Below are 23,184 nucleotides of genomic sequence, written 5' to 3'. Positions count from 1 at the left end.
GGCTGGCTATCGCGCATCGCTGATGCGAAGCTGATTCGTTCGATGTCGCGCAAGGGCTGCTCACCAGATAACGCGGCTTGCGAAGGCTTCTTCGGCCGGCTGAAAACGGAGCTGTTTTATCCTCGCAACTGGCAGTCAACGAGCATCGAGCAGTTCATTCAGGCCCTGGACTCATACATTCGCTGGTACAACGAGAAACGCATCTAGATTTCCCTCGGCGCTCTCAGTCCCGTTGAGTATCGTGAGAGCCTGGGCTTCGCGGCATAACCAGTTCAAGTTTTTATCCGCATCCCCTCTGGTTCAAAATCCCATCAGCGCCAACACCCCCGCGGCCAATGAAGAGATTTTGCCGCAGGCCAGGCAGTGGAGCTACTTTTTCAACAGAATGGTTCGAACCCTGTCAGTCATAGAAGTCATGTGCAGTGGTCAAGTCGGATGCAAATGGGTGGTCAAGTCCATGCAATTACTCACGCACCATCGCCTTTGCTCCGAGTTCAGCAAGGCGTGTCGGCGGCATATGCGTTGTTAACGCAAGCCTCAGCAGGTGCGAGAACTTGTGATTTGCTAGGTTGACCTAACCCTACGCGCGCCCTCACTCAATGACTTGGATATGTATCGGGGAATAACACCAAACGGATATTTACGAGGCTTTGCAGCCGTCGTTGTGATGCTCCACTATCCCGTTGGCAGGCAACTATGGCCTGGTCAAGCAGCCCCTGCAATGGCTCGGAGGGACGCTGATCAAGTCTCGTTTGCTTGCTGGCGACGTAGGTGCCAATCCCGTCTATCAGCTCTTTCACCAAGCCCGTAAGGGCGGCATCGCTTTGCGTCCGCTCAAACTCTGAGTGGCGCAGGTCGAGTACATTCGCGCCCAGCCGCAGTTCAGCCAGCAGATATCCCTTGAGTATTTCATCCGTCCCCATACGCGGAATAATCATGTGCAGTCGGTCAACCATGCGCTGTACGAAGGCCATGCGCGCTTGGGAAAACTGACCATCGCCAACATTCAGCGACAGGCAGTTTTGCAGGTCTTCCAACGCCGACATCATAATTCGGTGCCCGCGCCATGTTGGCGTTCTGGCCCTCAAGAGCGACATCATTGCCATTGTCAGCACGAGCCCACAGACGGTGGCCAGCGAGCCGTTGAGCGTGGCGACGAAGTCGCCGGAATACTGATTATTAAGTGCGATGAGCGTAGCGATGTTGGTCGACAACACCATGCCGATAAAGGCCGTAGCGGGGTTAGCCATCAGCAAGCCAAGCGCGATCAGGGCGGGGGCCAGTAGCAGCGCCACCATCTCGAAGCTACCGGCAAGCGGCAATAAAACAGAGGTGTACACAAGGGTTACTACGACAGAGACCAGCACATAGCGAAGAAAAAGCTTCATCGAAGGAATCGGCGTATCGAGCGCGGCAAAAAAGGAGCAAGCCACCGCAGCAATCATCGGTACGGAGGCGCCGTCTTCCCAGCCGGTGGCGATCCACAGTGCGCATCCGGCCAGGACTGAACAAAATGCAGTCAGAGCCGATAGCGCTGCCAAGCCCAGGTCGAGCTGTGGACGGCGCGACTGCCGGAGTACAACCGGCTCCGTCAGTTTGAAGCGGGCTCGCAGGACAGAGCGCAACTTATGTACTGAGACAAGTACATCAAGCAACTCCTCAATCTTCAAGGTAAGGCTTTGCCAGAATAGCGCGTCCCATCCCTTGGCGGTGCCATCCATTTGGGCGATGATTTGGCGCGCGCTTTGCACCTGCAAGGTAGGCTCGGCTGAGGTGATGCATTGGGGGAGCGCATGAATCAGCTCTTTTACTCTAATCGGCGGGGTTAGGCCTTGCCGCTCAGCTATACCCAAGCGCTGTTCGATAGACGCTATGAGTGGTAGTAGTAGCGACTGGCACATCACCAAGTGATGCACGGTACGTTCTGCTTTGCTGCCTCCTGCATTTTCGTAGGCAAGGTGAGTTCCCATTGCCTCTAGCAATGAAGGGTACGCCGCCAGCTTTGCCGTAAGCGCCTGGGTTGGTTTAGGGGTGTTGGCATTTGGCGAGGCGGCGAAGCTTATCCACCAGTATTGGGCGTCATCCAGCCAACTATCGATTTTTTGGTCAATAAGATTCTGCACAAACCTTGGCATCACTAAGGTGTGCACCAAGCTGCTGCAAATGACTCCCAGGCTGATTTCTTCGACCCGAGCTACCGATAGATCGAAAATAGACAACGGCGTGTTGATAGCAGGAAAGCAGATGAACGCCGCGCTATAACCCGCCAACATAAAAATATAGCTTCTAGGTGAGCGATCGAGCAACGAGACGAATAAACAACCTGCCACCCAGGCAGCCAGCGCAAGACAGAGCAGTTCCGGCGTCTGTACCAAGTTCGGCACCATCACCACCGAGGCGATCGCCCCCAAGCAGGTACCGAGCAATCGATAGACTGATTTGGATACCGTGGCCCCGGCATAGAGCTGGGAGGCAATAAATACCGTTGTGACTGCCCAACTGGGCCGGTCCAGCGACAAATCCAGAGCGATATATAAGGTGATCAGCGCTGCGATGCAGGTCTTTATCGCAAATAGCCACGCGTCCTTATCCGGCGCTTGCATCAGTTCTCGCGACCTGGCGGGGAAGTGTCCAGCGCGGCCCTGAGGCGTGCGAATACCGATACGCAGACACCCAGTTCCTCATCGCTGACGTGGGCAAGCGTTCTCGCTCGGAACTGTGTGACTAGCGGTTCCAGTCTGTCTGCCCACAGACAACCTTTCGAGGTTAGACCAACGGTTTTCGCACGACGATCATGAAGGTCAGGCAGCCGATAGATATACCCCGCGTGGTAAAGCTGTTCCACGAGCCTTGCCACAGTCGATTTTTCCAAGGCCAAGCGGGCGGCCAGCTCATGCTGTTTTAATGGCGCTTTCGTCTGGCGAAGAACGACAAGCGGCCATGCGAGCGAATGAGAAAGATCCGACTCGGGTGTGATTGCCAAGTTAGCTGCGGCACGCCATAGCTGGTACAGGGGAGCGACGCCACTGGAAAACTCAAGCTCTAGTTCACCACGGGAAACAGACATCGGAAGACTCAATATGGTTGTATCTACAACTAGATTGAGCGTGAGGTCTGCTGTTGTCAAGCTCACCGGCCGAGTGATGATCCCAGCGTCTTGCCGCTGACGCCGAACGGACCCAGTTGCCGAGATCTCACTGACCCAAGCTGACTCCCCGCGAATCATTGTCTGTGCTGGATTTGTGCAGGTTTGGAGATGGGTCAGTCTTGTCAGGCGTGCGGGTCAAATCGGCGTCGGCGACAACAGCGCAGAACGTTTCATTCAGTAGGCTCCTCGGTGGGCGTGAACAATATATGTTGTAGTCATATATTGTTCAATATCGCCTCATCGTTCCTTTTGCGAGATTGCAAAATGGAATTGAGATCAGCCTTCGCGATCACGCTGCAAGGTTTACGCTCCCAGCTGGATCTGTCTCAGGAGGATTTTTCGGTTGTCAGTAGCAGGACGAACATCAGCCTTTTGGAGCGAGGGAAGACCATCCCAACACTAGAAAAGCTGACGCAGATTTGCACCGTATTGAAGCTACATCCGCTGACGGTGATGACTCTGTGCTATTCGAAGTTAGATGACATGCCCGCCGACGAGCTCTTGAAACGGGTGACAACGGAACTTCAATTTTTGGTCACTCTAGACCAGGATTGAAAAACGGTGATGGGGCCGGGGTGCGCTGCTGGGGAGCGCACGGCTGGTTTAGGCTCCCGCATGCGCTCTTCTTGTGATCGGCAGATTTTGTGCGGCAACTGTGGGCGACTCCATATGCTTTCATTCGGGCTGAGCATGGAGATGGAGAGTTTTCATGACGCAGGCTCGGCCGCTGCGCTGATCGAGTTCGTGTAGATTGACGCTCCGATCACTTGGCTAGTAGCTCGATGCTGCGCTGGTGTGGGTTCTTCGCAGTCTTGAGATTGCCCAATAGGCGCAAAAACCGATACTGTGCACAGACGAATTTTAAGGGCGCATCCTCGCATGATGACTACATATATCCGCTGTCCCGACGATATGTATGCTAGGTCCTGCGCTATCCCTGAAGATTTACTTAGATTGTGTCTTGCAAGTCCTCCTAATCCCTGCACTGGCCGAATGGCCCCGGACAGCGCCAATTCGCCCAAGCATTCCACACCGTCGAGCGCCTGCGTTGGAACCTGCGCGCTCGCCGCCAGCAACCCAAGCGCAATCGCCAGATCGAAACGTCCGCCGTCCTTGGGCAGATCGGCAGGTGCGAGATTCAACGTGATGCGCCTCGCCGGAAAATCCAGCCGACAGTTGAGAATCGCGCTGCGCACCCGATCCTTGCTCTCCTTAACGGCACCCTCGGGCAAACCTACCAGGGTTAAAGTCGGCAAGCCGTTCGCCAGATGGGTTTCAACGGTGACGGCAGGCGCTTCGACGCCGACTTGCGCGCGACTCAGGACAATGGCGAGGGACATGACTTTCCTTGATAACGGCACCGCTTCCTGCGGCGTGCTGAAGGATAGACAGAGGTCAGAGATGGGAGCTGTTGCGAGTTCTACGGCATGTGTCTGAGCGTAGCTTTTCGCAGAAGCCCTTTTCGCGAGCAGGCTCGCTCCCACAAAGGGCGTCACAGGATGATTGTTGGTTATTCGTTAACCTGCCCCGCCAACTGCGCTTCCATCTCCGCCATCTTCGCTTCCAGTGCCTCAAGACGGGCACGGGTGCGGGCCAGGACGATCATCTGGCTGTCGAATTCTTCTCGGCTTACCAGATCCAGTTTGCTGAAGCCGCTTTGCAGCAGCGCCTTGAACTGGGTTTCGAATTCGTTGCGAGGCAGTGGAGTCTCGCCGTTGAACAACCGCGAGGCGTGGTCGCTCAGGGCATCTAGAAAGGCTTTGGGCACGAGCATGATGAAGCTCCAGAATCAGATGGGCGGCAGTGTAGCACGCAGCGCCTCCAGTCATTTTACGGGGTGGACGTTGCACGGTTTTCGCGCATGTTGGCGTGCACGTACGCACTGTTGTTGTGCGGACGAATCGGGTGGTGGCGATCCGAATCCGCCTGAGTGGACGCCAAGCGCCGTAATTTGCGGGATTTCACGAGATGGCAAGCTTTCTGCTTAGTGGCATATGACCCATGCACTGGTGCAGTCGCTGTGACGAATGCAGTGCGGCAGGCGGAGCGGGGAAGGTTTTCGTCAGAAGTGGTTTCTGGAGTTGGTCTGGCCTGTTTCGGGCCATCGACGCGTTACAAAGCCAGACGCTGCGCTTAGACTTGAGACGGGTTTGTTTTCCTGGGGCAAGTCCACCAATTCGGGAGAAAGTTTCATGAAGCTAGTCACTGCCATCATCAAGCCGTTCAAGCTGGACGACGTACGCGAGTCGTTGTCGGAAATCGGCGTGCAGGGCATCACGGTAACTGAAGTCAAAGGCTTCGGACGTCAGAAAGGCCACACCGAGCTGTATCGCGGTGCGGAATATGTAGTCGACTTCCTTCCCAAGGTGAAGATCGACGTTGCGATCGACGACAAGGATCTTGACCGCGTTATCGAAGCGATAACCAAAGCGGCCAACACCGGCAAGATCGGTGACGGGAAGATCTTCGTGGTCAATCTGGAACAGGCTATTCGCATCCGTACCGGCGAAACCGATACCGACGCAATCTAAGCCGCCAAACCCAACGCCCCAGGAGAAAACAATATGACTCTGCGTCAATTCGCAGGGCTAGGAGCCCTGTTGTCCCTCGTAACCCCTGGCTTGGCCATGGCGGCAGACGAAGTGGCAGCCCCCGTACTCAACTCAGGCGATACCGCCTGGATGCTGACTTCCACCGCGCTGGTGCTGTTCATGACCGTTCCCGGTCTGGCACTGTTCTACGGCGGCATGGTTCGCCAGAAAAACGTTCTGTCGGTAATGATGCAGTGCTTCGCTATCACTGGCCTGATCAGCATCCTGTGGTGCATCTATGGCTACAGCCTGGCGTTCGACACCACCGGTATGGAAGCCAACGTCGTTAACTTCAACTCCTTCGTCGGCAGCCTGTCGAAGGCGTTCCTGGCGGGCATTACGCCTTCCAGCATCACAGGTGCAACGGCTCTGTTCCCAGAAGCCGTATTCGTCACCTTCCAGATGACTTTTGCCATCATCACCCCAGCTCTGATCGTCGGCGCCTTCGCAGAACGCATGAAGTTCTCCGCGATGCTGGTCTTCATGGCCATCTGGTTCACCCTTGTCTACGCGCCGATCGCGCATATGGTCTGGAGCGGTGTCGGTGGTCTGCTGTGGGACTGGGGCGTTCTCGATTTCGCGGGCGGTACCGTCGTTCACATCAACGCCGGTGTAGCCGGTCTGGTAGCGTGCCTGGTTCTGGGCAAACGCAAAGGCTTCCCGACCACCCCAATGGCTCCGCACAACCTGGGTTACACCCTGGTCGGCGCAGCGATGCTGTGGGTAGGCTGGTTCGGCTTCAACGCCGGCTCCGCTGCCGCGGCCAACGGCACTGCCGGTATGGCGATGCTGGTCACTCAGATCGCAACCGCCGCTGCTGCACTGGGCTGGATGTTCGCTGAATGGCTGACCCACGGTAAGCCAAGCGCACTGGGCATCGCCTCGGGCGTGGTTGCCGGTCTGGTGGCCATCACCCCGGCTGCCGGTACTGTTGGCCCGATGGGCGGCCTGATCATCGGTCTGGCGGCTGGCGTGGTCTGCTTCTTCTGCGCAACCAGCCTGAAACGCAAACTGGGCTACGACGACTCTCTGGATGCCTTCGGCGTTCACGGTATCGGCGGTATCCTCGGCGCGATCCTGACCGGCGTCTTCGCAGCCCCTTCGCTGGGCGGCTTCGGCACCGTGACCGACATCGCTGCACAAGTCTGGATTCAGTGCAAAGGCGTTGGCTTCACGATTATCTACACCGCGATCGTGACCTTCATCATCCTCAAGGTGCTGGACGCCGTCATGGGTCTGCGTGTCACCGAGGAAGAAGAGGCTGTCGGCCTTGACCTTGCGCAACACAACGAGCGTGGCTACAACCTGTAAACACGGCCTTGAAAAAAATGCCCGGACTTCCGGGCATTTTTTTGTCTGGAGTTTGTCGATAGGCAGGACAGCAAACGGATGGCCGACAAGCTGAGCGCGAACCTTGCCATGTCCTGGTTTCAGGGCGGCCTTGGCCTTGATCGCAAAGGCCTGGCGTTTCGGGTTTCAGGCTTACAAACAACGTCACTCATTACGCGCTTTGCTTTTTTTTCTAGCGCGTTAGAATGCGCGCCGAAGGGCGGAGAACTGTATGTGGCAACAGACCAGAATCACCCTGCGGGCAAGGCCTCGTGGATTTCATCTGGTGACCGACGAGATCGTCGCAGGCGTTCCCGGACTGCGTGATTGTCGAGTCGGGCTGTTGCATTTGTGGCTGCAGCATACCTCGGCCTCGTTGACCATCAACGAGAATGCCGACCCGGCAGTGCGCCGTGACTTCGAGCGTTTCTTCAACCGCCTCATCCCACAAGGACGTGACGGTTATGAACATGACGACGAAGGCCCGGACGACCTGCCAGCGCACTTCAAAGCCAGCCTGCTGGGCTGTCAGTTGCTTGTTCCGGTCACGGACGGGCGGTTGGCGATGGGAACCTGGCAAGGTGTTTATTTAGGAGAGCATCGCGATGCAGGCGGTGCGCGTAAAGTCCTCGCCACCCTTCAGGGGGAGGGGCACGACCGCTGATTATCGGCGGTAGTTGAATTTTTTCCGGTTGTCTTAGAAATTAAGCGCAGCTGGGCTATAACTAATCTGCTTTCGCAAGTCATGAGGTAGAACATGAGCGACGATGACATCGATAACGAAGGTCTGGAAGACGATCTGGAAGGCGAGGACGACGGTGAGGAACTTGCCGCTGCTCCCGATGATGACGTGGCGGATGTCGAAGACAGCCCCGAAGTATCGGCAACGCCGGCCAAAGGCAAGGCCAAGGCCGCAGTCTCGGTTGATGAGCTTCCAAGCGTAGAAGCCAAGAACAAAGAACGTGACGCCCTCGCTCGTGCGATGGAAGAGTTCCTCGCCCGTGGTGGCAAGGTGCAGGAAGTGGAGGCCAATGTGGTCGCCGATCCGCCAAAGAAGCCTGACAACAAGTACGGTAGCCGCCCTATCTAAGGGTGTCTGATGCCTGCTGAAGAAAAGCCCGCTGTCGCTGCGGGCTTTTTTTTGGCTGGGATTTGCTTGGGATTCTTACTCTGATGCGCTTTGGGCCTATTCGTGAGCAAGCTTGCTTGCGAATGGCCTGAAAGGCATCAATGCAGCAATCTCGAGCCAACCCTCACCCCCAGCGCGCCAGCACCTCAGGCAATTGCGTCAGGCTGCTGATCTCTGCGTCCGGTAAGTGATCAGCTTCCCACGCTTTGCCGCCCGGGTTGTACCAGATCGCACGGAAGCCGGCCTGCTGAGCACCTGCGATGTCATCGCCGGGGTGGTCGCCGACATGCACTGCATGATTTGCATCGGCGTTGCCGCGTTTCAACGCTTCCAGGAACGGCGCGGGATCAGGCTTTCCGATGCCCAGGTCTTCAGCGCACAACGCAAAAGCGAAGTAATCGGCAAGACCCAGGCGACGCACATCGGCGTTGCCGTTCGTCACTACACCCAGAGTGTAGGACTTGGTCAGAGTCTCCAGCGTCGGCACTACTTCGGGGAAGATATCGAGCTTGTGTCGTCCTTGAAGAAACACCTCGAAACTCTGCTCAGCCAAATGCTGCGCCTCAGCCTGGCCGTAACCTGCGTCTTCCAACGCATGGAACAGCACGCGACGGCGCAGTGCGCTGATACGGTGCTTGAAACTCGGATCAGCCTCGACCAGACTCGAACGGATTTCCCACAGGTGCTCCACCGGCACCGGGCCCAGTTTCGGTGCGTTTTGCGCCAGCCAGTCCCGCAGCATGGCTTCTGCGCTGACGATCGCCGGTGCGGTTTCCCACAGGGTATCGTCCAGATCGAAGGTGATCAGCTTGATGCTCATTCGGAAGAATCCTTGCGTTTGGCCCGTGGGTGGGCGCCGTCGTACACCGTTGCCAGATGCTGGAAATCCAGGTGGGTATAGATCTGAGTCGTTGTAATGTCGGCGTGGCCGAGCAGTTCTTGTACGCCCCGCAGGTCTTGAGACGATTCCAGCAGGTGGCTGGCGAAGGAGTGACGCAGCATGTGCGGGTGCAGGTTCTGTCCCAGTTCACGTTCGCCAGCGGCCTTGACCCGCAACTGAATCGAGCGTGGTCCCAGGCGTCGGCCTTGCTGGCTGATGAATACGGCGTCGTCCTGGGGATTGGCGAGCGCTCGCTGTTTCAACCATTGCGCCAGCGCCTCGCGGGCTTTGCGTCCCACCGGCAGGACGCGGGTCTTGCTCCCCTTACCAAGCACTTCCACCAACCCGTCGGCCAGGTCCAGTTGCGCGCAGTTCAACCCAGTGAGTTCTGAAAGCCGTAGCCCGGACGAGTAGAACAGCTCGAGAATCGCGTGATCGCGGCGCGCAAGAAATTCCTCTTCCACGCCGCCTTCCAGCAGCTGCAGCGTGCGGTCGGCATCAAGGGTCTTGGGCAGGCGACGCTCGCCTTTGGGCGGTGACAGGCCGTTGGCCGGATCGTGGTCGCAGAGGCCTTCGCGATTGAGATAGTGGTAGAAACCGCGCACCGCGGACAGCAATCTGGCAATGCTGCGCGATGACTGGCCTTGCTGATGCAGGCGGGCGACAAGGCTGCGCATGGATTGGATATCCAGCGTCTTCCAGCTGTCGATGTGCTGCTTCTCGCAGAACGCCAGCACCTTGCTCAGGTCGCGGCGGTAAGCTTCAAGCGTGTGGCTGGACACTTGGCGCTCACTGCGCAGGTGCGTGCAGTAGGCGTCCAATTGCCGTTCCATGACTAGCGAACCGAGCGCAGGGCGTTGGTGAAACGCGGCAGCAGGCGGCTCAGCACATCGGCGATGTAGGTGAGGAACAGCGTGCCCACCGAGCTTTTGTAGTGTTGCGGATCACGGCTGCCGATGGCGAGAACACCGTGCAGGCCCTGATGATTCAACGCGACGATGGCGGTAGAGCCGACTTCCTTGCTCTGCTCGGCGCCGAACAGAAACTCCAGTTCGTGCTCACGCAGGGCGCCGCAGACGGTTTTACCGCCGGAAATCAGCCCGCCAATCGCCTTCTGCGCGTCGGCACTGCTGACCCAGCGGCCCACGGTCATCGGGTTATCGCTGAACAGGATCAGGCTCACGAACGGCACCTGAAACTCCTGGCGCAGGCTGTCTTCCACCGCAATGACGATTTCTTCCAGGCTGGTGGCGTCCATCAGCGTGAGGATCAGGCGACGGGTTTTCTCGAACAGGCGGTCGTTGTCGCGGGCCACGTCCATCAGCTGTGACAGCCGATGACGCATTTCGATATTGCGCTCGCGCAGCAGTTTGAGCTGACGTTCGACCAGCGAAACGGTGTCGCCGCGCTGATGCGGGATGCGCATTGCCGTGAGCAGCTCATCGTGTTCGGCAAAGAAGTCCGGGTGTTGTTGCAGCCAGGCCGCGACCGCCTCGGCTTCAAGGGCAGGCACTGCTTGATCGGCGGATGATTCGCCGGGCGTGTCGGTTGAAGTCTGAGGCAGGTCGGTCATTGGATACTCTCACTCATAGACGTACTTGGCCTTCGTAGACCCTGACGGCCGGGCCGGTCATCAGTACCGGATGACCCGGGCCGGCCCACTCGATGGACAGGCGTCCGCCGGGCAGATCGATCAGCAGTGGCGATTCCATCCAGCCCTGACTGATGGCCGCGACCGCCGCCGCGCAGGCGCCGGTGCCACAGGCCTGGGTTTCCCCCGCGCCGCGTTCCCATACACGCAGTTGCGCGCGCTGGCGATCGACGACGTGAAGAAAACCCACGTTCACCCGAGCCGGAAAGCGCGGGTGGTTCTCGATTTTCGGGCCGAGGGTGTGAACCGGCGCGTTGTTGATGTCATAGACGCGCAGCACGGCATGGGGGTTACCCATCGAGACAGCGGCCAGCTCGACGCTTTCGCCATCGACGTCCAGTGTGTAACTGGTTGCCTGTTGTGGCGCGTCGAAGGGAATGTCCGCGGGCACTAGCCGCGGCGCGCCCATATCGACGCTGATCTGGCCGTCATTGCGGATATCCAGCTCGATGATGCCGCTTTTGGTTTCGACGCGGATCTGCTTCTTGGCCGTCAGGCGTTTGTCCAGCACGAAGCGGGCAAAGCAGCGCGCGCCATTGCCGCATTGCTCGACTTCCGATCCGTCGGAATTGAAGATCCGATAGCGGAAATCCACGTCCGGGTTGCTTGGCGCTTCAACCAATAGCAGCTGATCGAAACCAATGCCGGTGTGCCGATCGCCCCATTGCTTGGCGTGCTTGGGCAGGATGTGCGCGTGCTGGCTCACGAGGTCCAGCACCATGAAGTCGTTGCCCAGGCCATGCATCTTGGTAAAACGCAGCAACATGGGATTACTCCGGCAGCAGGCTTTCGCCGGCATACAGCTCAGTCACGGTTTCACGGCGACGCACTTCGAACGCTTGATCGCCATCGACCAACACCTCGGCAGTACGCCCGCGGGTGTTGTAGTTGGAACTCATGACGAAGCCGTAAGCACCCGCAGAGTGCACGGTCAGCAGATCGCCTTCGGCCAACGCCAGTTCGCGCTCCTTGGCCAGGAAGTCGCCGGTCTCGCAGATCGGACCCACGATGTCGTAGGTGCGCGCTGTGCCGTCGCGTGGTTGAACGGCCTTTACATCCATCCAGGCTTGATACAGTGCTGGGCGGATCAGGTCGTTCATCGCGGCATCGACGATGGCGAAATCTTTATGTTCGGTGTGCTTGAGGTATTCGATGCGGGTCAGCAGCACACCGGCGTTGGCCACGATGAAACGACCCGGCTCGAACATCAGCGCCAGATCGCGACCTTCGAGGCGCTCACGCACGGCTTTGATGTAGTCACCGGCGAAAGGCGGCTCTTCGTCGCGATAGCGCACGCCCAGTCCGCCGCCCAGATCCAGATGGCGCAGCTGGATGCCGCAATCGCTCAGGCGATCGACCAGATCCAGCAGGCGATCCAGCGCATCGACGAATGGCGACAGGGTGGTCAGTTGCGAGCCGATGTGGCAATCGACGCCGATCACTTCCAGGTTCGGCAGCTGTGCGGCGCGGATGTACACGTCTTCGGCGTCTGCGATGGCGATGCCGAACTTGTTCTCTTTAAGGCCAGTGGAAATGTACGGGTGAGTACCGGCGTCAACGTCCGGGTTCACGCGCAGGGACACCGGGGCGCGTTTGCCCATCTCGGCGGCCACGACCTGCAGGCGTTCCAGCTCGTCGGTGGATTCGACGTTGAAGCAATGCACGCCCACTTCCAGCGCCCGACGCATGTCGTCACGGGTCTTGCCGACGCCGGAGAAGACGATCTTGTCAGCCTGACCGCCTGCTGCCAGCACACGCTCCAGTTCGCCACGGGAAACGATGTCGAAACCGGCGCCCAGACGCGCCAGGACATTGAGTACGCCCAGATTGGAGTTGGCTTTGACGGCGAAGCACACCAAGTGCGGCATGCCGCTCAGGGCATCGGCGTAAGCGCGATATTGCGCCTCGATGTGGGCTCGGGAGTAGACATAGGTCGGCGTGCCGAAACGCTCGGCGATGGCAGACAATGCAACTCCTTCCGCGAACAGCTCACCGCCGCGGTAGTTGAAGGCGTCCATGGTCAATCCCTAGTAGGTCGAGGTCTGATGCTTGTGCGAGTGCGACTTGGTCTGGCTGCTGCCGTCGGACGAGTCGTCATCCGGCAGGTACAGCGGACCTTTCTGACCGCAGGCAGAGACCAGGCACGCAATAGCGAGGAGCGCGGCCAGGGAGGAAATCAGGCGCTTCATGGCGAAATCCTTTGTATAAGCATTAATTGCGCCCGAGTATACCGACCACCCGACAGATTGCCTATGCGCCACGGTTCCCGTCCGGCGGGGCTTTGACGCAAGTGCCGGATACGTTGGCGATGGTCGCGTATTTTTTGGCGCGGCAGGCTGCTGCTGGGCGGGTATGCTTTGCAATTGGCCGGAAGCGACCGTATCTTGCGTCGCTGCGCCATCAGTAGACACTTTCGAGGTTCCTGCAATGAGTTTGACCGAAGCCCGCTTTCACGACCTGGTAGATGAGACTCAAAATACGATCGAGGATATCTTCGACGAGAGTGGTCTGGATCTGGACCTTGAAAGTTCGGCCGGTGTGCTGACCGTGAAATTCGAAAATGGTACTCAGCTCATCATCAGTCGCCAGGAACCGCTGCGTCAGTTGTGGCTGGCGGCGCCCGCGGGCGGGTTCCACTTCGATTATGACGAAGAAGAGAAGCGCTGGGTCTGCGACAAAAGCGAAGAGCTGTTAGGCGAGATGCTTCAGCGTCTGACGTTGGCCCAGGCCGGTGTTGAAATCGAGTTCGACGCTATCGACGGTCATTACGACGGGAATCGATAGTGACCACCGGCGCGCCCGTCAAAGCACCCAAGCCACTGTTCAGCAACGTCAGCCCGGCTGTGCCATCGCCGTGCATCAGCGTCTGCCGGCTCGACGAGCACAAAGTATGTACCGGATGTTATCGACACGTCGAAGACATCCGCGAATGGCGTTCTGCGAGCGATCAGCGGCGGCGGGAGATTGTGCAGCAGGCCACGGACCGGCAAGCGCAGTGCTGACTGATGGATGTATTCGGACCTGTGGGAGTGAGCTTGCTCACGGAGAAGCCGGTACATCCATTACATCTTCATGGGTAAACATCGCGCCTTCGTGAGCAAGCTCACTCCTACAGGTCTAGTGCAGGTTGCACTATCGAACCTCAAGCATCACCCATCGCGTCATTCAATGATTTCTCCAGCTCGGCCTTGTAGCGCAGGAACAGGATCGTTTGGCCTCGCGTATCTGCCAGTATTCCCGAGAGGTCCAGGTCCGTGATGTAGCAGCGATAGCGTTGCGGTCCGCTGCGTTGATCGAGAATCTGCCGCGTGACGACGCTGAACAGTTGCTCGCCGTATTCCAGCTCCGAAAACTCCATGCCGTCGCAGTACAAGGTCACGCTGACTTGGCCCGGTGAGGCCTCTTCGACAATCGCCTGTACATCGTAAAACGGCTTGTCGGTGGGCGTGACCGGACCGAGCCGTTGCTCTACCCGCCGTGCGCGCCCGGCGCCATCGGGGGTGAGGCGGTAATACAGGGTTTCCAGCGCCTGCGGATCGAGTGGGTTGTCCAGCGGCAGCAGCGCCCCACGCCGATACATCAGCGATTGCAGGAAGCGCTGCATCGGCATCAGCAGGCTTGGCTCATCGTGATACGGCAGGCGGTGATGCCACAGCGCATTATGTTCGTCGAGCACGTACAGGTCGGCGTGGGACTCATTGATTCGATAGAACACCTGAATGCATTCTGGCTGTCCGTGAGGAATGATCAGCGACAGATCGCTGTCATCCAGCGCCTGTGGGTCCAGATGAATCGGGCTGTAGCCGGGCATTTCTTCGCCCAGGTATTCGTACAGGGCAGACAGGCTCTCGAGTGCCACATGAGTGACTTGTCCGGGCGTCATTTCCAGCACGTGGTAGTGATGCTGCACCTGAATCAGATAGCGGTGATTCAGACCGCGAGCCAGCAGCAACTGCGCGGTCTGGATCAGCTCCTCCACTCGCTGGGCAATCGCCGGGGCGCGGTTGTGACAAAAGCAGCGCACGCTGATCACCGGTTTCGCCGAGGTGGCGGGCAGGTTGTTGAGCAGTTCGCTCAGGCAGTCGAGCAGGGCGTGAGGACCGTCGAATCGATTGACCAGCACCTCGTTCCAGCTGTTGAGGGTGATCTGGTCGAAAGTCAGCACCAGATTCTCCCGAACCCCGGCGTAGCTCAATGAGTCGGTGCGCTCGGTGGTCATCAGGATGTTCAGATCCTTGTGGTGCTTGAGCGGATCGACTCCGACGTTCACCAACAGCAGGATTTCGCTCGGCACGCTCGGGCGCAGCAGAACCTCTTCGGCCACCACCCCCAACGGCATCGGAATGCTCTGCTGCAATGCGCCCTGCAGGTTGAACAGCTCGAATTCGGTCAGGTCGCTGCTGCCGGGGTGCAGGGCCAGGCGCGTGGTGCTGTCGATCACATTGTTGCGATGGCACCAGGCAAGCAGCTCCAGCAGTTCACGGCTGCGCTTGATCGGCGCGAAGGACTCCCACTCATGAACACCCAGATTGCCGTTATACAGGCCCCATTGATACTTTCCAGGCTCGCGTTTATTAGGCGACTGCACCAGCGTCAGCGTGTCCTCGGCCAGATCCGGCGAGATGCCTGGATTGATAAACTCGACCTTGCCTGCCTTGCGCTCGAATGCCGCATACAGACGTCGCCCGAGGATATTGAGGTCGCGTTTGTTGATCGAGCTGATTGCGTTCTGGGTGCGGGCGAACTGGGTCAGGAAGCGATAGCTGTAATTGAGCTCGCTGACCAGTGCCCGGCGTTCGCTGGAAACCTGTCGCACCTTCCACTGGCTTCGGCTGTCGAGCAGTGCCAACTGACGCTCATCCCACTTCCACTCCTTGGCCAAGCGCTCCAGCAACAGGCGCTGCCAGCTGGTGGTGCGCTGGCGGGGTAGCCCGGTAAGCTTTTTGTTCACCTTCAGGTACAGGCTGCGGCGCACCAGTTCCAGCCGCTCAGGCTCGCCACGTTCCAGTAGATACTCCTCGATCCGGCGATAAACCATCATGTACGGATCGAGTTCGTCGAGGTTCACGCGATTGGCGAACACCTCTTTCTTCAGGCGCATGCTTAGGCAATGAACCTGCGGATGCTCGCTGGCATAGGCTTCGGTAAGCAGCAGTTTGAGCACGGATTTGTAGGGCGAATCGATGCCCTTGAACAGCTGCCAGAGTCCGGCGCCGATGAATTCTCCGGCTGGAATGTGGGACATATTGCCCAGATCCAGCACCTCATCTTCGCGGATGAAACGCTTGGAGAGCAGCGTGTGGGTGTAATCGGCGTAGCGCGCCTCGTCATAGACAGGCACCAGCCACCAGATCGGCGTGCGCCCGGCCAGCCAGATCGCTGTGCGGTAGAACTCATCCAGCAACAGGTAATGCTGAGTCGTTCCGCAGTCCTCACCGCTGAGCTGCGCGTCACGTTCGCCCAACACGAACCGTTCCGGGTCGATGAGGAAGAAATGCGCCTCGGCGCCCATGGTTGCGGCCCAGGTCTGCAGCGCCTGGCACTTCTTGCGCAACTCCAGCACCTGTTCAGGCGACAGGTGGGGGTCGTGGCAGATCCACACGTCCATGTCGCTCTGATCGGCCTGAGCCAGCGTGCCGAGGCTGCCCATCAGGAAAATGCCGTGAATCGGCTGTGGCGGACTGCCCCGACGCGGTTTGTAGGAAAAGGACCGGGTCAGCCGTTGCGCTTCGGCCAGCGCCTGGGCATCCGGCTCATAGTGGGACACCCCCGCGGGCGTGGAGCCGGAAACATAGCCGGGCAACAGCGGATGATTGACGTGCAAGAACAGCGGCAACAGCGCCAGCACCGACTGCTGACGCGTGGACAGACCTTCATTGGCGCGACCCAGCCGCCCTTCGTTGAGGGTCAGGAACCGGTTACGCAGCTGGCTGAGGACCTTGCGGTCGATGCCCTCATCCAGATCGGGGCGGATCTCGAAACTACGGGTCATCGCGACTCAAAGCCGACAAACGGCACTACAGGGAGGCTGAGCAAAGCGACAGGAAAGAAGATCCAGCATCAGGCGTTTCTAAGGCGGCTGTGTGTATTTTTTCTGGCGCCAGAATTTTATCGGCGCAGCATCTTACAAATGAAGGGTTCGCGAAACCTTTATTTGAGCGTTGCGGCAAAGGTTTCGCGGCTAAATGACTGTGGGCGATATCACGCCGCTTCCTGGGTGGTGGAAAGGATGATCAGCAGCGATTGCGCGTGTTCGGCGGCATCCAGTCCCAGGCTGGTGAGGTAGCCCCCGTCGACCTGAGTCGTCAGGCCTTTTTCGAAGAGTCGTTTGGCAGCGGCAACAGCGGTGGGAGCAGCGACGTGGTGGACTTTGAGGCCCTCCTGGGTATTGTGCAGATTGAACAGTGACAGGATTTCCAATTCGGCAACCAATTCAGGGGTAAACGACATAGATGCTCCAGACTTTTTGTAATGGATGACGCGGCGATGGAATCGCAGACGTGACAGCCCCGTGGGTCAAGAGGCCGCGAGGCATCTGGAGTGTAGTTAGCGTCTGGGGATTTTGCAGAAAGTATCTGGCCGATCGTCAGATCAGGGGGTACGTGCAGCGGTGGTGCGGTAGCTCGGCTTTCCGGAGGTGAGTGACGCAGGTCGGCCTCCGCCGGCAAGCCGTGCTGCTATAGGGCAGATGCAGTCATTGTTCTTCCAGCTTCACACCCGGCGGCAGCTCGGGCAGGGCGCGCAGGGCTTTTTCGTACCACTCGGTGTTGAACGGGCGATCTTCTTCGAGGATGCCGTCAATCTCCACGGCCAACACGTGCGCCATCATTTCCAGAATGTCTTCACGCTCGTAACCGACCAGGGTCAGCTTGTTGAAAGTGGCCTTGGCAGCAGGCGGGTTGTCGCTTTCGATCTGGTTTTCGATGGCCTGGATCAGGGTCGATTCAGCGAACTCTTCTTCGTCGTTGTCGATGCGGTCGCTCATGATGTTCTCGGTTTGCAGAAAGGTTATTGGGGCCGCGCCTGGATAATGCGGCCCGTTCGAGGGTGCTTAGCGGTTGGCCAGGACCTGCTTGCCACGCTCAACCGCAGCCTTGACCTGAGCCGGAGCGGTCCCGCCGATGTGGTTGCGAGCGTTGACCGAGCCTTCCAGGGTCAGAACGGCGAACACGTCCTGCTCGATCTGGTCGCTGAATTGACGCAGCTCTTCCAAGGTCATTTCCGCCAGATCCTTGCCGGTCTGCACGCCGTATTTAACGGCATGCCCGACGATCTCGTGGCAGTCACGGAACGGCAGGCCGCGGCGGACCAAGTAGTCAGCCAGGTCAGTCGCCGTGGAGAAGCCGCGCAGGGCTGCTTCGCGCATGATCGCGTGCCTGGGTTTGATCGCGGGAATCATGTCGGCGAAAGCACGCAGCGAGTCGCGCAGTGTGTCGGCGGCGTCGAACAGCGGCTCCTTGTCTTCCTGATTGTCCTTGTTGTAGGCCAGGGGCTGGCCCTTCATCAAGGTCAGCAGGCCCATCAGCGCGCCGAACACGCGGCCGCTCTTGCCACGTACCAGTTCCGGTACGTCGGGGTTTTTCTTTTGCGGCATGATCGAGCTGCCGGTGCAGAAACGGTCCGGCAAGTCGATGAACTGGAATTGCGCACTGGTCCACAGCACCAGCTCTTCGGAGAAGCGCGACAGGTGCATCATCGCCACGCTGGCGGCCGAGCAGAATTCGATGGCGAAGTCGCGATCGGACACGCTGTCCAGCGAGTTGCCACCTACAGCTTCGAAGCCCAGCAACTGGCAGGTCAGTTCGCGGTCGATCGGGTACGTGGTGCCCGCCAGTGCAGCGCTGCCCAGCGGCATGCGGTTGGCGCGCTTGCGGCAATCGACCAGACGCTCGTAGTCGCGGCCGAGCATTTCGAACCATGCCAGCATGTGATGCCCGAAAGTCACCGGTTGTGCGGTTTGCAGGTGCGTAAAGCCTGGCATGATGGTGTCGGCTTCGCGCTCGGCCAGACCCAGCAGGCCTTCTTGCAGGCGCGTGATTTCAGCCAGGATCAGATCGATTTCGTCACGCAGCCACAGGCGGATGTCGGTTGCGACCTGGTCGTTACGGCTGCGGCCGGTGTGCAGCTTTTTGCCGGTGATACCGATGCGGTCGGTCAGACGCGCTTCGATGTTCATGTGCACGTCTTCCAGATCCACGCGCCAGTCGAACGAGCCCGCTTCGATTTCGCCCTGAATGGTCTTCAGGCCGTCGATGATGGTGTCGCGTTCGGCATCGGTCAGCACGCCGACTTTGGCCAGCATGGTGGCGTGGGCAACCGAGCCCATGATGTCGTGGCGATAAAGGCGCTGATCGAAAGTGACGGAGGCGGTGAAGCGTGCGACGAAGGCGTCGACGGGTTCACTGAAGCGGCCGCCCCAGGACTGATTGGTCTTGTCGGTGCTCATGGATTCGCTCGCTGCTCTGCTGATTACTGTACTGATGATTGCTTTGATGAAAGCTGACGTGGCCAATTTCAAAAGGCGCGGGCGATGATAACAGCATTGCCGGTTTTTTATTCCGGACAGCTTGCCCGCAAGGGTGCGAGCGCAGAGACTGACGCCATGCAGAACGAGCACAATAATCCGGGCCAGAGCGCTTTGCCCGGTAAAGAGTTCTTCCTTCCGGAACTGTGCCTGCCTCAGGCGCTGCTGGTTCTTGTCGTGCTTGCCGAGTTGCTGGTGCTGGTCCTGGTGTTGGTCGAGCCGATGCATCCGGGGTTCGACTGGGTGCGGCTGGCGCTGATTTCGCTGTTCGTGCAGTGGATTGTGTTGCTCTCGGCAGCATTGCTGTGTGGTTTGCGCCCGTGGCTCGCGCGCGTGAAGCCCGGGGTCGCAGGTGCCACGGGCTGTTTGCTGGTGGTGGCGGTGACTATGCTGTGTACGGCGTTGACTGACTATTTTCAGTTGGACGGGGAAATGCCAATCGACAGTGACATCGAGCGTTATCTTCGCTACCCCCTGATCGCGTTGATCATGTCAGCGCTGATGTTGCGCTACTTTTACCTGCAGAGTCAGTGGCGCAAACAGCAACAAGCAGAATTGCGGGCCCGGATCGAGTCCTTGCAGGCGCGTATCCGTCCGCACTTTCTGTTCAACACGCTTAACAGCATCGCCAGCCTGGTCACCAGCGACCCGATCAAGGCCGAGCAGGCGGTTCTGGATCTATCGGACCTGTTTCGCGCCAGTCTGGGCAAGCCCGGCAGCCTGACGACGTGGGGTGAAGAGCTGGAGTTGGCCAAACGTTATTTATCGATTGAGCAATATCGACTTGGCGAGCGTCTACAGTTGGACTGGGACGTCGGTGCAATTCCCGACGACTTGCCGATTCCCCAGCTAACCTTGCAGCCATTACTTGAGAACGCGTTGATCTATGGCATCGCGCCCCGTGTCGAAGGCGGTGTGGTCAGAGTCGAGGCGGACTACGAACGGGGAGTATTCATATTGCGCGTCAGTAATCCCTATGACGAAGCCGCCCACCGGCAGGCTTCAAGCGGCACTCAGCAAGCCTTGGCAAATATCGGCGCCCGGATCACGGCACTTTTTGGTCCTCTCGCAAGTCTGAGCGTGGAGCGCCGTGACGGTCGTCACTTCACCTGTCTACGCTATCCTTGTGCGAGACTCACGCAGGAAGCCAGAGCAATATGAATGTCCTGATCGTTGATGATGAACCCCTAGCCCGCGAACGCCTGGGCCGAATGGTCGGTGATCTCGAGGGTTATCGGGTCCTTGAACCCGGAGCCGCCAATGGCGAAGAAGCCTTGACGATGATCGATAATCTGAAACCCGATGTGGTTTTACTCGACATCCGCATGCCGGGCCTGGATGGGCTGCAGGTTGCAGCCAAATTATGCGAGCGCGACACACCGCCCGCCGTGGTGTTCTGCACGGCCCATGATGAGTTTGCTCTTGAGGCTTTCCAGGTCAGCGCCGTGGGTTACCTGGTCAAGCCGGTGCGTCCGGAGCATCTGCTCGAAGCGTTGAAAAAGGCCGAGCGGCCCAATCGCGTGCAGCTGGCGGCGATGACCCGCCCTGCGGCGGAAAGTGGCAGCGGCCCACGCAGCCACATCAGCGCCCGCACCCGCAAAGGCATCGAGCTGATTCCGCTGGATCATGTGATTTACTTCATCGCCGACCACAAATACGTGACCCTGCGTCACGAGGACGGCGAAGTTCTGCTCGATGAGCCGCTTAAGGCACTGGAAGACGAGTTCGGAGATCGCTTCGTGCGTATTCACCGCAATGCGCTGGTCGCCCGTGATCGCATCGAGCGCCTGCAGCGCACGCCGCTGGGGCACTTTCAGCTGTTCCTCAAGGGCCTGAACGGCGATGCACTGATCGTCAGCCGCAGGCATGTGGCGGGTGTGCGCAAGATGATGCAGCAGCTGTAAGCCGCGATTGCTGTGTATGAGTGAGCTTGCTCACGAAGCGGTGTATCGAGCGCAAAAGCGTTGCGAATGTACGGGCCTTTCGTGAGCAAGCTCACCCCCACAGGGCATTGACTCAGTTCGAAACCGTCGACAGCCGTACTGCTGCAGGCGATCGCAGCGTCTGGCCGGCGACCCTCCGTCACATGGCATCCGTGCATCGGTTGGGATCATGATGCGAGCACATTGACGACAGTCATTCGGCCCGATTGGGCCGAGCTGTTATCATCCGCCGCATTCACTCAGTACGGATTGATCCATGTCCACTCGCGAAATCCGCATCGCTACCCGCAAAAGTGCGCTGGCGCTCTGGCAGGCCGAATACGTCAAGGCGCGTCTGCAGCAAGCACATCCAGGCCTGATCGTGAGCCTGGTCCCGATGGTCAGCCGTGGCGACAAACTGTTGGATTCACCGCTGTCGAAAATTGGCGGCAAGGGCCTGTTCGTCAAGGAGCTGGAAACCGCGCTGCTGGAGAACGAAGCCGACATTGCCGTGCACTCCATGAAAGACGTGCCGATGGACTTCCCGCAGGGACTGGGCCTGTTCTGCATTTGCGAGCGTGAAGACCCGCGCGATGCCTTCGTTTCCAATACCTTCGCCAACCTCGATGAGCTGCCTGCCGGCAGCATCGTCGGAACGTCGAGCCTGCGTCGTCAGGCGCAACTGTTGGCGCTTCGGCCCGATCTGAAAATCCATTTCCTGCGTGGCAACGTCAACACGCGTCTGGCCAAGCTCGATGCCGGTGAATACGACGCCATCATCCTCGCAGCAGCTGGCCTGATTCGGCTCGGGTTCGAAGACCGCATTACCTCGCCGATCAGCATCGACCACAGCTTGCCCGCTGGTGGCCAGGGTGCCGTCGGTATCGAGTGCCGCAGTGTCGACACTGAACTTCACGCCTTGCTGGCACCGCTGCACCACACCGATACCGCTGTGCGCGTCACTGCCGAGCGAGCGCTGAACAAGCACCTCAATGGTGGCTGCCAAGTGCCGATCGCCTGCTATGCGGTGCTGGAAAACGACCAGCTCTGGCTGCGTGGCCTGGTGGGCGATCCTGCCGGCAGCCTGCTGCTACGTGCCGAAGCCCGAGCGCCACACGCCGATGCACAAGCCCTGGGCGTACAGGTCGCCGAAGCGCTGCTGGCGCAAGGTGCGGCGAAAATTCTGAAGGCTGTCTACGGCGAGGCGGACGAAGAGTGAAGGGTTGGCGCCTGCTGCTGACGCGCCCGGCCGAAGACTCGCAGGCGCTGGCACAGACTCTCGCAGAGCAGGGCGTGTACAGTGCAAGCCTGCCACTGCTGGAAATCGAGCCGCTGCCTGTTTCGGAAGAAAACCGCTCGATCATCTACAACCTCGCGGCTTACTGCGCGGTGATCGTCGTCAGCAAGCCTGCTGCTCGGCTTGGCCTCGAAATGGTTGACGAGATCTGGCCGCAACCGCCGATGCAGACCTGGTTCACCGTCGGCGCAGCGACCGCGCAAATCCTTGACGACTACGGCCTGCGGGTATTCTTCCCCGAACAAGGTGACGACAGCGAAGCGTTGCTCGAACTGCCGCAGCTTCAAGAAGCCATTTCCGGCTATGACCCAAAGGTGCTGATCATGCGCGGCGAAGACGGCCGCCAGTTGTTGGCAGAACACTTGCGCGCGCGAGGCGTAAGTGTCGATTATCTTGCGCTGTACCGCCGCAACCTCCCGCAATACCCGGCTTTCGCGCTGCCACAGCGGGTTGCAGCGGAACGCTTGAACGGGCTGGTGGTCAGCAGTGGACAGGGTTTTCAACATCTGCGCGAGCTGGCGGGCGATGCCTGGCCGCAACTGGCGCAGATGCCTTTATTCGTACCGAGCCCCCGGGTCGCTGAACTGGCGCGTGAAGCCGGGGCTCAGACCGTAGTGGACTGCCGTGGCGCCAGCGCTTCGGCCTTGCTGGCAGCGCTGCGGGAGCAACCCGGGCCTGCCTCTCAGGCGTAATGATCGACGACTCGGATTACG

At 59.1% G+C, this 23,184-nt stretch carries 25 protein-coding genes and 1 pseudogene; 12 read left to right on the top strand and 14 right to left on the bottom strand.

Annotation, left to right across the window (positions count from 1 at the left end):
• On the top strand, window positions 1–207 hold a 207-nt coding region (locus CE491_RS13340; RefSeq protein WP_199885091.1), incomplete at its 5' end, for an IS3 family transposase.
• A 389-nt stretch (window positions 208–596) separates the two neighbouring features.
• Here CE491_RS13340 and CE491_RS13335 read toward each other — a convergent pair.
• Window positions 597–2,603 carry an FUSC family protein gene (locus CE491_RS13335; RefSeq protein ID WP_110948816.1) on the bottom strand — a complete coding sequence of 669 codons (2,007 nt, stop codon included), beginning with the start codon at window positions 2,601–2,603 and terminating at the stop codon, window positions 597–599.
• Window positions 2,603–3,067 carry a MarR family winged helix-turn-helix transcriptional regulator gene (locus CE491_RS13330; protein WP_199885090.1) on the bottom strand — a complete coding sequence of 155 codons (465 nt, stop codon included), beginning with the start codon at window positions 3,065–3,067 and terminating at the stop codon, window positions 2,603–2,605. Before CE491_RS13330 ends, CE491_RS13335 begins: the two co-directional genes overlap by 1 nt.
• A gap of 345 nt (window positions 3,068–3,412) precedes the next feature.
• Between CE491_RS13330 and CE491_RS13325 the strand changes: the two genes are divergently transcribed.
• A complete protein-coding gene (locus CE491_RS13325) occupies window positions 3,413–3,703 on the top strand; it encodes a helix-turn-helix domain-containing protein (protein WP_110948814.1) in 291 nt (96 codons plus the stop codon).
• Window positions 3,704–4,122: 419 nt separating this feature from the next.
• Here CE491_RS13325 and CE491_RS13320 read toward each other — a convergent pair.
• A pseudogene (locus CE491_RS13320) lies at window positions 4,123–4,488 on the bottom strand (magnesium chelatase domain-containing protein); the annotation flags it as partial.
• A 170-nt stretch (window positions 4,489–4,658) separates the two neighbouring features.
• A complete protein-coding gene (locus CE491_RS13315) occupies window positions 4,659–4,922 on the bottom strand; it encodes an accessory factor UbiK family protein (protein WP_110948813.1) in 264 nt (87 codons plus the stop codon).
• A gap of 418 nt (window positions 4,923–5,340) precedes the next feature.
• On the opposite strand from CE491_RS13315, the gene glnK reads away from it, so the two are divergent.
• The 4 genes from glnK (at window position 5,341) to sutA (ending at window position 8,158) form a co-directional block, all read left to right on the top strand.
• Complete coding sequence (glnK, locus tag CE491_RS13310; RefSeq protein ID WP_002555808.1) at window positions 5,341–5,679, top strand: P-II family nitrogen regulator; 339 nt, start codon at window positions 5,341–5,343, stop codon at window positions 5,677–5,679.
• Between the two features lie 33 nt (window positions 5,680–5,712).
• Entirely contained in the window at window positions 5,713–7,050 is a 1,338-nt protein-coding gene (locus CE491_RS13305) for an ammonium transporter (protein ID WP_110948812.1), read from the top strand.
• Window positions 7,051–7,300: 250 nt separating this feature from the next.
• Window positions 7,301–7,732: a secondary thiamine-phosphate synthase enzyme YjbQ gene (locus CE491_RS13300; protein WP_110948811.1), complete on the top strand. Its 432-nt coding sequence runs from the start codon at window positions 7,301–7,303 to the stop codon at window positions 7,730–7,732.
• 93 nt (window positions 7,733–7,825) lie between these two features.
• Window positions 7,826–8,158, top strand: a complete 333-nt coding sequence (sutA, locus tag CE491_RS13295; protein ID WP_110948810.1) for a transcriptional regulator SutA — start codon at window positions 7,826–7,828, stop codon at window positions 8,156–8,158.
• Window positions 8,159–8,321: 163 nt separating this feature from the next.
• On the opposite strand, the gene CE491_RS13290 is transcribed toward sutA, so the two are convergent.
• Genes CE491_RS13290 through lptM form a run of 6 tightly spaced genes read right to left on the bottom strand, consistent with a single transcriptional unit; the run spans window position 8,322 to window position 12,917 of the window.
• Entirely contained in the window at window positions 8,322–9,017 is a 696-nt protein-coding gene (locus tag CE491_RS13290; RefSeq protein WP_110948809.1) for an HAD family hydrolase, read from the bottom strand.
• Entirely contained in the window at window positions 9,014–9,910 is an 897-nt protein-coding gene (gene xerC / locus CE491_RS13285; RefSeq protein WP_110948808.1) for a tyrosine recombinase XerC, read from the bottom strand. Before xerC ends, CE491_RS13290 begins: the two co-directional genes overlap by 4 nt.
• Before the next feature lie 2 nt (window positions 9,911–9,912).
• On the bottom strand, window positions 9,913–10,650 hold the full coding sequence (locus CE491_RS13280; protein WP_110948807.1) for a DUF484 family protein: 738 nt from the start codon (window positions 10,648–10,650) through the stop codon (window positions 9,913–9,915).
• Between the two features lie 13 nt (window positions 10,651–10,663).
• The gene (gene dapF, locus CE491_RS13275; RefSeq protein WP_110948806.1) at window positions 10,664–11,494 is read right to left on the bottom strand and encodes a diaminopimelate epimerase; all 831 of its coding nucleotides are present in this window, start codon (window positions 11,492–11,494) and stop codon (window positions 10,664–10,666) included.
• 4 nt (window positions 11,495–11,498) lie between these two features.
• Entirely contained in the window at window positions 11,499–12,746 is a 1,248-nt protein-coding gene (gene lysA / locus CE491_RS13270; protein WP_110948805.1) for a diaminopimelate decarboxylase, read from the bottom strand.
• A 9-nt stretch (window positions 12,747–12,755) separates the two neighbouring features.
• Window positions 12,756–12,917, bottom strand: coding sequence for an LPS translocon maturation chaperone LptM (gene lptM / locus CE491_RS13265; RefSeq protein ID WP_110948804.1), 162 nt, complete (start codon window positions 12,915–12,917; stop codon window positions 12,756–12,758).
• A 238-nt stretch (window positions 12,918–13,155) separates the two neighbouring features.
• On the opposite strand from lptM, the gene cyaY reads away from it, so the two are divergent.
• Window positions 13,156–13,512: an iron donor protein CyaY gene (gene cyaY / locus CE491_RS13260; protein ID WP_110948803.1), complete on the top strand. Its 357-nt coding sequence runs from the start codon at window positions 13,156–13,158 to the stop codon at window positions 13,510–13,512.
• Window positions 13,512–13,730: a DUF1289 domain-containing protein gene (locus CE491_RS13255; RefSeq protein WP_110948802.1), complete on the top strand. Its 219-nt coding sequence runs from the start codon at window positions 13,512–13,514 to the stop codon at window positions 13,728–13,730. Before cyaY ends, CE491_RS13255 begins: the two co-directional genes overlap by 1 nt.
• Window positions 13,731–13,870: 140 nt before the next feature.
• On the opposite strand, the gene CE491_RS13250 is transcribed toward CE491_RS13255, so the two are convergent.
• The 4 genes from CE491_RS13250 to argH form a co-directional block, all read right to left on the bottom strand.
• The gene (locus CE491_RS13250) at window positions 13,871–16,720 is read right to left on the bottom strand and encodes a class I adenylate cyclase (RefSeq protein ID WP_110948801.1); all 2,850 of its coding nucleotides are present in this window, start codon (window positions 16,718–16,720) and stop codon (window positions 13,871–13,873) included.
• A gap of 209 nt (window positions 16,721–16,929) precedes the next feature.
• Window positions 16,930–17,178 carry a TIGR02647 family protein gene (locus CE491_RS13245; protein ID WP_110948800.1) on the bottom strand — a complete coding sequence of 83 codons (249 nt, stop codon included), beginning with the start codon at window positions 17,176–17,178 and terminating at the stop codon, window positions 16,930–16,932.
• A gap of 244 nt (window positions 17,179–17,422) precedes the next feature.
• Window positions 17,423–17,713 (bottom strand): hypothetical protein, encoded by a 291-nt coding sequence (locus tag CE491_RS13240; protein WP_110948799.1) that lies wholly within the window; start codon window positions 17,711–17,713, stop codon window positions 17,423–17,425.
• Between the two features lie 66 nt (window positions 17,714–17,779).
• Entirely contained in the window at window positions 17,780–19,174 is a 1,395-nt protein-coding gene (gene argH / locus CE491_RS13235; RefSeq protein WP_110948798.1) for an argininosuccinate lyase, read from the bottom strand.
• Between the two features lie 156 nt (window positions 19,175–19,330).
• Between argH and CE491_RS13230 the strand changes: the two genes are divergently transcribed.
• The 4 genes from CE491_RS13230 (at window position 19,331) to CE491_RS30755 (ending at window position 23,163) form a co-directional block, all read left to right on the top strand.
• Window positions 19,331–20,413 (top strand): sensor histidine kinase, encoded by a 1,083-nt coding sequence (locus CE491_RS13230; RefSeq protein ID WP_110948822.1) that lies wholly within the window; start codon window positions 19,331–19,333, stop codon window positions 20,411–20,413.
• Window positions 20,410–21,156, top strand: a complete 747-nt coding sequence (locus tag CE491_RS13225) for a LytR/AlgR family response regulator transcription factor (RefSeq protein ID WP_110948797.1) — start codon at window positions 20,410–20,412, stop codon at window positions 21,154–21,156. The genes CE491_RS13230 and CE491_RS13225 overlap by 4 nt, the downstream gene beginning before the upstream one ends.
• Window positions 21,157–21,451: 295 nt before the next feature.
• The gene (hemC, locus tag CE491_RS13220) at window positions 21,452–22,393 is read left to right on the top strand and encodes a hydroxymethylbilane synthase (RefSeq protein WP_110948796.1); all 942 of its coding nucleotides are present in this window, start codon (window positions 21,452–21,454) and stop codon (window positions 22,391–22,393) included.
• Window positions 22,390–23,163 carry a uroporphyrinogen-III synthase gene (locus CE491_RS30755; protein ID WP_234407588.1) on the top strand — a complete coding sequence of 258 codons (774 nt, stop codon included), beginning with the start codon at window positions 22,390–22,392 and terminating at the stop codon, window positions 23,161–23,163. Before hemC ends, CE491_RS30755 begins: the two co-directional genes overlap by 4 nt.
• The last annotated feature ends 21 nt before the right edge of the window (window positions 23,164–23,184 follow it).

Origin of the sequence: Pseudomonas bohemica (assembly GCF_002934685.1) — a bacterium.
Classification (GTDB): domain Bacteria; phylum Pseudomonadota; class Gammaproteobacteria; order Pseudomonadales; family Pseudomonadaceae; genus Aquipseudomonas; species Aquipseudomonas bohemica.
Note: the sequence above shows the minus strand (reverse complement) of the source record. Positions and strands in the feature narration are given on the sequence as shown.

Bases quoted from the DNA above. Each gene is read 5' to 3' on its own strand.
- lysA (WP_110948805.1), bottom strand. From the start codon at position 12,746: ATGGACGCCTTCAACTACCGCGGCGGTGAGCTGTTCGCGGAAGGAGTT.
- CE491_RS13280 (WP_110948807.1), bottom strand. From the start codon at position 10,650: ATGACCGACCTGCCTCAGACTTCAACCGACACGCCCGGCGAATCATCC.
- hemC (WP_110948796.1), top strand. From the start codon at position 21,452: ATGTCCACTCGCGAAATCCGCATCGCTACCCGCAAAAGTGCGCTGGCG.
- CE491_RS13245 (WP_110948800.1), bottom strand. From the start codon at position 17,178: ATGTCGTTTACCCCTGAATTGGTTGCCGAATTGGAAATCCTGTCACTG.
- CE491_RS13230 (WP_110948822.1), top strand. From the start codon at position 19,331: ATGCAGAACGAGCACAATAATCCGGGCCAGAGCGCTTTGCCCGGTAAA.
- CE491_RS13225 (WP_110948797.1), top strand. From the start codon at position 20,410: ATGAATGTCCTGATCGTTGATGATGAACCCCTAGCCCGCGAACGCCTG.
- sutA (WP_110948810.1), top strand. From the start codon at position 7,826: ATGAGCGACGATGACATCGATAACGAAGGTCTGGAAGACGATCTGGAA.
- cyaY (WP_110948803.1), top strand. From the start codon at position 13,156: ATGAGTTTGACCGAAGCCCGCTTTCACGACCTGGTAGATGAGACTCAA.
- CE491_RS13250 (WP_110948801.1), bottom strand. From the start codon at position 16,720: ATGACCCGTAGTTTCGAGATCCGCCCCGATCTGGATGAGGGCATCGAC.
- argH (WP_110948798.1), bottom strand. From the start codon at position 19,174: ATGAGCACCGACAAGACCAATCAGTCCTGGGGCGGCCGCTTCAGTGAA.
- CE491_RS13300 (WP_110948811.1), top strand. From the start codon at position 7,301: ATGTGGCAACAGACCAGAATCACCCTGCGGGCAAGGCCTCGTGGATTT.
- CE491_RS13330 (WP_199885090.1), bottom strand. From the start codon at position 3,067: ATGTCTGTTTCCCGTGGTGAACTAGAGCTTGAGTTTTCCAGTGGCGTC.
- dapF (WP_110948806.1), bottom strand. From the start codon at position 11,494: ATGTTGCTGCGTTTTACCAAGATGCATGGCCTGGGCAACGACTTCATG.
- lptM (WP_110948804.1), bottom strand. From the start codon at position 12,917: ATGAAGCGCCTGATTTCCTCCCTGGCCGCGCTCCTCGCTATTGCGTGC.
- CE491_RS13290 (WP_110948809.1), bottom strand. From the start codon at position 9,017: ATGAGCATCAAGCTGATCACCTTCGATCTGGACGATACCCTGTGGGAA.
- CE491_RS13325 (WP_110948814.1), top strand. From the start codon at position 3,413: ATGGAATTGAGATCAGCCTTCGCGATCACGCTGCAAGGTTTACGCTCC.
- CE491_RS13305 (WP_110948812.1), top strand. From the start codon at position 5,713: ATGACTCTGCGTCAATTCGCAGGGCTAGGAGCCCTGTTGTCCCTCGTA.
- glnK (WP_002555808.1), top strand. From the start codon at position 5,341: ATGAAGCTAGTCACTGCCATCATCAAGCCGTTCAAGCTGGACGACGTA.
- CE491_RS13315 (WP_110948813.1), bottom strand. From the start codon at position 4,922: ATGCTCGTGCCCAAAGCCTTTCTAGATGCCCTGAGCGACCACGCCTCG.
- CE491_RS13335 (WP_110948816.1), bottom strand. From the start codon at position 2,603: ATGCAAGCGCCGGATAAGGACGCGTGGCTATTTGCGATAAAGACCTGC.
- xerC (WP_110948808.1), bottom strand. From the start codon at position 9,910: ATGGAACGGCAATTGGACGCCTACTGCACGCACCTGCGCAGTGAGCGC.
- CE491_RS13240 (WP_110948799.1), bottom strand. From the start codon at position 17,713: ATGAGCGACCGCATCGACAACGACGAAGAAGAGTTCGCTGAATCGACC.